Source organism: Monashia sp. HAY1-2A (assembly GCF_056755315.1).
The window spans coordinates 1-239 of sequence record NZ_JBNDHY010000744.1 but is presented as its reverse complement, the minus strand read 5'-3'; the positions used below and the strand labels follow the sequence as shown (position 1 = coordinate 239).

Sequence of the window (239 nt, the reverse complement as noted above, 5' to 3'; positions counted from 1 at the left end):
GGTCCGGGCTGCGCGCGATCTGTCGGTTGTGCTGTTCGCGTTCACCACGGCGGCCGACATATTGCTGCCAGCCGGCGAGGTCGAGCAGGCGCGGGTCATCGCTTAGGGTGAAGCGCCGCTCTGTCCGACCGCGACACTCATCGGGAATACCGATCAGCCCCGCGCTGTTGAAGCGTCGGCTGCAGCGCTGGATCAGCGTGCGCTCGGCGGCGGGCCACAGGCGCGCGCGGTCATAAATG

At 68.2% G+C, this 239-nt stretch carries 1 protein-coding gene; it reads right to left on the bottom strand.

Annotated elements, in window-relative coordinates; genetic code table 11:
- Positions 1-239: DUF7844 domain-containing protein (locus ACPYOM_RS23755; RefSeq protein WP_481347869.1), on the bottom strand; the 239-nt coding region annotated here is incomplete at both ends.